This is a genomic window from Nanoarchaeota archaeon, assembly GCA_018897155.1.
Classification (GTDB): Archaea; EX4484-52; EX4484-52; order EX4484-52; family LFW-46; genus LFW-46.
The window spans coordinates 1-6,549 of record JAHILE010000054.1; the positions used below are offsets into that span (position 1 = coordinate 1).

Annotated in this window: 8 protein-coding genes and 2 tRNA genes; 6 read left to right on the forward strand and 4 right to left on the reverse strand. The window is 40.7% G+C overall.

The window, feature by feature from the left end; all coding sequences use genetic code 11:
• From KKB09_07245 to KKB09_07255, 3 genes are all read left to right on the forward strand, one after another.
• On the forward strand, positions 1-497 hold a 497-nt coding region (locus KKB09_07245; protein MBU4300982.1), incomplete at its 5' end, for a DDE-type integrase/transposase/recombinase.
• Positions 498-732: 235 nt separating this feature from the next.
• A tRNA-Gln gene (locus KKB09_07250) sits at positions 733-932 on the forward strand.
• A 123-nt stretch (positions 933-1,055) separates the two neighbouring features.
• Positions 1,056-1,258 (forward strand) — tRNA-Gly (locus KKB09_07255).
• A gap of 1 nt (position 1,259) precedes the next feature.
• Here KKB09_07255 and KKB09_07260 read toward each other — a convergent pair.
• The 3 genes from KKB09_07260 to KKB09_07270 all read right to left on the reverse strand — a co-directional run bounded on the left by KKB09_07260 (position 1,260) and on the right by KKB09_07270 (position 3,681).
• Positions 1,260-1,601, reverse strand: a complete 342-nt coding sequence (locus KKB09_07260; GenBank protein MBU4300983.1) for a hypothetical protein — start codon at positions 1,599-1,601, stop codon at positions 1,260-1,262.
• Positions 1,602-2,217: 616 nt separating this feature from the next.
• The gene (locus tag KKB09_07265; protein MBU4300984.1) at positions 2,218-2,526 is read right to left on the reverse strand and encodes a hypothetical protein; all 309 of its coding nucleotides are present in this window, start codon (positions 2,524-2,526) and stop codon (positions 2,218-2,220) included.
• Between the two features lie 129 nt (positions 2,527-2,655).
• Positions 2,656-3,681: an AAA family ATPase gene (locus tag KKB09_07270; protein ID MBU4300985.1), complete on the reverse strand. Its 1,026-nt coding sequence runs from the start codon at positions 3,679-3,681 to the stop codon at positions 2,656-2,658.
• A 66-nt stretch (positions 3,682-3,747) separates the two neighbouring features.
• Between KKB09_07270 and KKB09_07275 the strand changes: the two genes are divergently transcribed.
• The 3 genes from KKB09_07275 to KKB09_07285 all read left to right on the forward strand — a co-directional run bounded on the left by KKB09_07275 (position 3,748) and on the right by KKB09_07285 (position 5,109).
• Positions 3,748-3,990, forward strand: a complete 243-nt coding sequence (locus KKB09_07275) for a hypothetical protein (protein ID MBU4300986.1) — start codon at positions 3,748-3,750, stop codon at positions 3,988-3,990.
• 223 nt (positions 3,991-4,213) lie between these two features.
• Positions 4,214-4,426, forward strand: coding sequence for a hypothetical protein (locus KKB09_07280; protein ID MBU4300987.1), 213 nt, complete (start codon positions 4,214-4,216; stop codon positions 4,424-4,426).
• A 23-nt stretch (positions 4,427-4,449) separates the two neighbouring features.
• Positions 4,450-5,109, forward strand: coding sequence for a hypothetical protein (locus tag KKB09_07285; GenBank protein ID MBU4300988.1), 660 nt, complete (start codon positions 4,450-4,452; stop codon positions 5,107-5,109).
• Here the strand turns inward: KKB09_07285 and rnhB are convergent.
• Positions 5,095-5,775 (reverse strand): ribonuclease HII, encoded by a 681-nt coding sequence (gene rnhB / locus KKB09_07290; GenBank protein ID MBU4300989.1) that lies wholly within the window; start codon positions 5,773-5,775, stop codon positions 5,095-5,097. The two genes, KKB09_07285 and rnhB, sit on opposite strands and share 15 nt — an antisense overlap.
• Positions 5,776-6,549: the final 774 nt, after the last annotated feature.

Below are 6,549 nucleotides of genomic sequence, written 5' to 3' on the forward strand. Positions count from 1 at the left end.
ACTGGTGCGAATACAACGGAAAACAAATGATCGCATATATTGATGATGCATCCCGTATCCTTACATCATGTAGGGAATTTGACAATGCGACAACAGATACAACAATAATCGCTTTGGATAAAGCAATAGAATTTGCGGCTCCGTATGGCGGAATATTGCAAATTATGAGCGATCATGGAAGCCAATTTACTGCAACTAAAACAGATAAAAACGGTGAAGCAGAACATAAATTTGAGCTTTATTTAAAGTCAAAAAACATCGAACCGGTGCATGCAAGAGTAAAACATCCGCAAAGCAACGGCAAAGCGGAAAAGTTTGTGGATACTTACAAAAAGAACCGCAATAAATTTGAAACATTGGACGCATTTATTACGTGGTATAATGATAAGCGACCGCACATGAGTCTGAATTTCAATAAAGCTGAAACGCCAACTGAAGCGTTTATACGAAAAATGCGGCCTGAAGTCTGGTTTGAGTCCGCTAAAGATTGGTTTTGAGGCGAAATTATGTGCGCGAAATATATATCAAAGAAGATGGAAATGATTACGGGATATCACATTCTTCTCGCCTTCGCATAAATAGATAGATTATGACGCTAACCAGCTGCAATGCGAGGATAATTACTATCCAGCTGATACGTATACCAATCCATCATTGCCATAGGTGTATAGTGCATCGTGTACAGTATTTAAAGGTTTTAATAGAATAAAGTTGGTATACGTTGGATGCCGTAGCCCCATGGTGTAGTGGCCAAGCATACGGGCCTTTGGAGCAGAGTGAATATTATAAATTTTCTTTGCGAATATAGCCTGTGACCGAGGTTCAAATCATGTAATTGCATTGCAAGCTTTTTTCAAGCTCTGCTTGAAAAATCTCGAACGAAAGTGAGAGAATTTCGCAATGCTCCGCATGCGAAAATCCTCGTGGGGCTATTTACAAATCCGAAGGATTTGGAAAGCCGCGAGCTCCGCGCCAAATGGTTAATGAGGCGGAGCGACCGGATTTTTCGCCATTTACTAAATGTATTGGGCGAAAACAGCACAATTATACAATGCGCGCCGATAGTCTAGTGGTATGATATTGGCCTTCCACGGCTGCAAAATCAGCAGACATTTTTTGTTTCGCAAGAAACAAAAAAGCCTCAAACGCAAGTGAGAGGACTTTGGGCGACTACATCTTCGATGTAGTCACCTGTTTGGTGTCGCTGCTTCGCAGCAGAAGAAAGCCGACGGCCCGGGTTCAATTCCCGGTCGGCGCATTCATTTTTCATCTGACCCATATACCTTTTGTTTTTTTCTCAAATGGTGGTGTCTTCCTTTATCTTCATAATGGACTTTGTCATGTTTTATGTGAACTATTTCATGATAATATTTATTGGTGGCGGGGTGTACTTCCTTAGCAGCTTCATTTTTATGATCTGTTTCAACAGCATATGGCTCTAAACGCAATTCTACGCCTTCGTATAGCTGATTAGTTGCATGGCTTAATTCATTAGCAGCAGCTTCATTTGTTGCGCCGGGTAGAATTGCCTTGAGAATATAGTCCCAATCCGCATGTTTTTTTAAATCTATATGTACGTCTGAAGGGCTAGTTTTAACCACATAAACATATAATTCTGGATGGATGCCCTACTCTTGTTTATTTTTATTAAGCTCGTATCATTCGCGTTCAATATCGCTAATGTCTTTTTCACGTTCAAACTTGAGTAACGCATACGCCTCTCCATTTCCATCTCGTTTCTTCAATTTCAAACGCATAGAGCTATTTGGGATTATCCAAATATAAATGCTGTGTAAAATGCCGAAAGCCCCGGTGTCAGGGCTTCCGGCAGAAAGGGAGATAAAACAATCCTCAGTACAAAGAACTGATTATAGAAGAAGTATTGGTTGTGTTCAAAACCCTTACTTTGTAGTATTTTCTGTCAACCGCTTCAGCCCACATTGCTAATAAATCGTTTTTCACATAAATCACCATATAATATTTTATTGCGCGGTCGTGGGTTTGGTTGTTGAAACTTCAGTGGCCAAAGGGGCCCCAAACCCGCCGTCGCAGGAGTTCTTAATTCCAAGAATAAGGTGTTTTTTGCGGTATATATAACATCCCCTTTGGAGCATTGCCGATACGAAAGGAAAGTTGCCGAAATAGAATTTGTGGTGGGTATTAGTAAAATTTGGCTGGGGTGCGCGAAGCGAGTGGAGAAGTTGCTCGAAGCGGCTTTTAATAAGCATTATCAACAGATATGGGGCTCAAAGAGTTATATTTGCTTTCTTGTACAGTTATTTGAGATTGAATCTTACTTACGCGTTCATTGTATTCAAGTACCATCTTTCGTATTTTTGGCACACCAATTTCTGAGATTGACATATAAAATAGCTCTTCTTCAGAACCTTTAAATCCCTTAGTTTCAAGTTCTATTTCTTTATCTATGATAGGTCTAAATAGCTCGATTTCGGCGCCACACATTTCTATCGTTAATTTACTTAACTCTGAAACTATTTTTTCTTGCTCCGTCTCCTTGTATGGCATATTAATCACATTAATTATTTGTTTCTATCAAAGCTTAAAAGCTTGTTTTAGTACGATATGTTTCGTAGCCGCTCCGAGCAATTGAATTAACTTCTTATTAAGTGGAGTAACTTGCGCCATTCACAGCCTTCAAATCTTAATACTATATTTCCGCCACCTGACATCGCCGCTTGCTTCGATAAAGCCCGCTTTTACAAGTTCTTCCATGTTGTAGCGGAATGTGCGCTCACTCGCTGCATTTGGTGCGCGCCTCTTATACTCCTCAAAAATCTCGCCTGAGCCCGCGCTTGCTTTTTCCTCGATTATTTTGTAAAGTATGCGCGAGTCCTCCTCAATATCCGCAAGCATAGATTCAATCTTCATTCTTTTTGCAGCCTTCAGGGCGTGTATTATGTCCTCCTTATCGATATTTTTTGCGTTTCTTCCTTCAGCCAATTTTGCAGCCCTGCGCAATATTTCAAGTCCCACACGCGCATCCCCACCGGCAGCGTTTGCCGCAACCTTTATCAGCTCTTGCGATATTTTCGATGGCAGTAGGGCGAACATTACGCGGTCGATAAGTATATCTGAAAGCTCATTAGCCGTATATCTCGGAAATTCTATTGCCTCAACAGCAATCGAACTTCTTATGCGGGGATCGATTTTTGCAAGCGCTTGCTCGCTGTTTGAAATCAGCACAAGGCCATATCCTTCGCGCGAGAAATCATAAAGTATGTCGAAATTGAGAAGCTTGTCTGCTTCGTCAAGCGCAAGTATCAGTTTTTTCCCGGATGCCTTGACAAGGTTTGCGACGTCAATAAACAGTTCTTTTGTTTGCCTGCGCGGGTTTGTGAATCGGGACATTTTAGAGACAATTTCGTAAAGTATGGCGTGCGTTGTCTGCGATTTCCAGCAGTTGATGTATATTGTTTTTGCGTTTGCGGTATGCGATTCAAGCTCCTTGAACATCCATCGCACAAGCGATGTCTTTCCAGTGCCTGTCGGGCCGAAAAGAAAAACGTTTCTGATTGACTGGTTTATCACAATGGGTTTCAGGCATGATGCAAGGTAGTCGCGCTCACCGTCTCTGTGAAGAAGCCGTTCGGGAACAAAAACTTCAGTAAGCGCAGATTCATCCTTTATGATGAAGTTCTCGATGTCAAACAGATTGCCCATAGTGAGATTATTGCGCGCCAAAATATAAAAGATGCGCTGTTCAAATAATGTTTATTGGCTGGTTTTATGAAGTCCGAAGAGTGTTTGAACATAATTATTTCTGAAATCCTACGTTTGTCAAAGCAGGTTAAGTGCTTCATAATCGGCATCGGCGGCGGGGTGGGAGTCGGAAAAACAGCGCTTGTAGATGCGCTGAAAGTTTCTTTGGAAGAGAAAGGCAAAAAGGTTGCGATTCTTCATATGGATGATTTTTTGAATCTGCTGAAAAGCGCAGTTTTATCGAAACGGAATGGGATGAAAGGCATGTGAATTTTGGCGAGCTGTGAAGAGTGTTTGAGAGCATAAGGTGTGGTGATATTGAGGTAATAAAGCCCAAATATAATCGCGCAACCAGGCTAATAGAAATCGAAACGTTCGTACTTTCAGGCATTGAGGTTATCATTTTCGAAGGTCTTTACACAATATTCTTTACACAATATCGAGCGAGGAGCGCCTCGGAAATTTTCTTGAGTTTGTCGACCTGCCTGTTTTTATGTCCGCTGAGCTTTCGGATATTAAGCGGTGGCGGTTTTTACAGGAAGAAAAAAAGCCGCATCCAAGAAGCATGGAACGGATGGAGCGCCACTGGAATCTTGGCATTCTTGATGACTTGAACAGGAACATCCTTCCAACGAAAAGAAACGCTCGTTTCATAGTTTTTGTTGATTCTGCGCATACGTTCAAAATATCTATTCAACGCATATAATAATCAGACGCTAATAATATAATATGGCTGAGCAAAGCAGCGAGGATATTTTTATTCAGGACTGGGTAAAAAAACAGCTTGAGTCAGGCGATGATCCGGAAATTCTGAAAACCGTACTGAAAAACCGCGGGATGAATTCGGGTGTTGTTGATTTAGTTCGTTCATCACTAAAAAAAGGTCCGCAGGATAAGAAGTCTGATCATATGTTAATTCAGCCGAAAAAGGAATTTATGAATATCGGCCTTAAAAAGGAAGTTGATGACATCATTTTTTCATCAAATGTTCCTAAGGCAGATTCTGCAGAATCTGCGGATAGCAAAGAACTGAAAGCAGAGGCAAAAAAAGATGCCCGAAAAAATAAAGCGCCGGAATTAAAAAAAGAGAGTGAACGGGAGGAAAAACTTTCGGAAAAGGCCGAAATTATAGAATCTCAAAAAATAGCTGTTCGGTCAAATCAGTTTCAGCAATCGCCTGAAAAAAGCATTCTTTCGCTTTTTTTAGATCGTGTTCGTGTTTTTATGTCTGGGATTAAACTCGGTTCGCCAAAAATAACTGAATATTTTTTTGACACAAGGGTAGTGATTCTAGCAGGCATTGCAGTTGCAATACTAATAATTGCCCTTTTGATATCATTTGGCCTGAATTGGTATGCGGATTGGGCTGCGAGGTCAGTTCTGACTTGATATGCTGCTTTTAAATAATTTACTCTGTTTGTCTTTTTTCAAAATCTCCTTTGTTGTCGCCCATGCAGTGCGCACTTCATCCGGCAGCTTTCCTTCTGATTTCATGTAATTTTTCAGAAAATTTGTTGTTCGCTCATCAGCCGGATACCCCGAGCCGATGTCGCCGTATTTTTCGTATTTTTTCTGTATTTCTGCAATTATTCCATCGCGCGTGGTTTTCGCGATAATTGAAGCAGCCCCGACAGAGAGGTATTTCGAATCTGCTTTGTGCTCTGCAACTATCTTTTTGTCTTTTTTTTCTATCTTTGCGCGAAGCCCTAGCATGAATCCCGGGCCGTTGCTTGGAAGGTCAAGAAGCACAGAATCTGCTTGCAGTTTGTTTATTATCCGGACCATCGCGTTGAGTTCAATTTCATTTAGGCTCATGATTTGCATGAGTTCATCAATCTGTTTTGCTGAAATTATGACTGTTTCTATGCTTTTTGCAGTCTTTTTTATTTCGATTGCGATTCTTTCGCGCTGGGCGGGGCTGAGAAGTTTTGAGTCTTTGACTCCTGCGCGTTTCAGCACGGCATTATCTTTTTCATCAATTACAACGCCTGCAACAATCATTGGGCCTAGAACCGGGCCGCGGCCGGCTTCGTCGATTCCAAGAATCAATGTCATGCTATTTAAATATCTTTTAAACAATAAATATAGATTCGATATATGTTCGAAAATCATGGCGGGTCTGCAACTTCATGCAGCGGGGTAGTAGTTCATAAAAAATAATACTTCTATGAACTCCCTAAAGCAGCCTGGAGTGCTCGTTGGGCTCATAACCCAAAGGTCGCTGGTTCAAATCCAGTCCCCGCTATCATTTGATGTGGAATGCTTGAAATTGGCGCGTAACGCCAATTTCAAGATATTATTTTCTTAGCATTAGGTGACGACCGAACGATTTCGGAAAGTATATTAATGCGGTACGGCAAAAATTAATGTATGAAGCAAAAATACTTTTTTTAACGTTGGCTCTATTGAGCATACTTTTTGTTAGTGGGTGTATTCAACAAGAGCAACCTTCTGGAGAACGAATGTTTGTAGAAACTCAAATTAGTCCTGCGGATTATGTATGGAGTAATTTACGAGCTATTGTCTGCAAGAAGCACCTATTTTAGAAACACCACAACAGATCAAAGACAATAATTCTATGTAATGAGGTATTTTTGGTGCACTACTAAGGTAATTTCCGCTTTTTATTGCATTTATAAACTGACTAATTTGGGCTTATTGGAGTATATCATTTTCTAATCGCGATACGATATTGTCCAATTAAAGTCATCTATAAAAACTCCTGTTACCAAATAGGTATAGAGGAATTTCTATGCCGTTCAAATGTCCAAAATGCAGTTCTGCAAATTATGCCAAAAAAGGTTTTCGACACAATGCATGTGGTAAAAA

Excerpts from the sequence above, each read along its gene's own strand:
- KKB09_07265 (MBU4300984.1), bottom strand. The coding sequence starts at position 2,526 with ATGCCATACAAGGAGACGGAGCAAGAAAAAATAGTTTCAGAGTTAAGT.
- KKB09_07270 (MBU4300985.1), bottom strand. The coding sequence starts at position 3,681 with ATGGGCAATCTGTTTGACATCGAGAACTTCATCATAAAGGATGAATCT.
- KKB09_07275 (MBU4300986.1), top strand. The coding sequence starts at position 3,748 with ATGAAGTCCGAAGAGTGTTTGAACATAATTATTTCTGAAATCCTACGT.
- KKB09_07280 (MBU4300987.1), top strand. The coding sequence starts at position 4,214 with ATGTCCGCTGAGCTTTCGGATATTAAGCGGTGGCGGTTTTTACAGGAA.
- KKB09_07285 (MBU4300988.1), top strand. The coding sequence starts at position 4,450 with ATGGCTGAGCAAAGCAGCGAGGATATTTTTATTCAGGACTGGGTAAAA.
- rnhB (MBU4300989.1), bottom strand. The coding sequence starts at position 5,775 with ATGACATTGATTCTTGGAATCGACGAAGCCGGCCGCGGCCCGGTTCTA.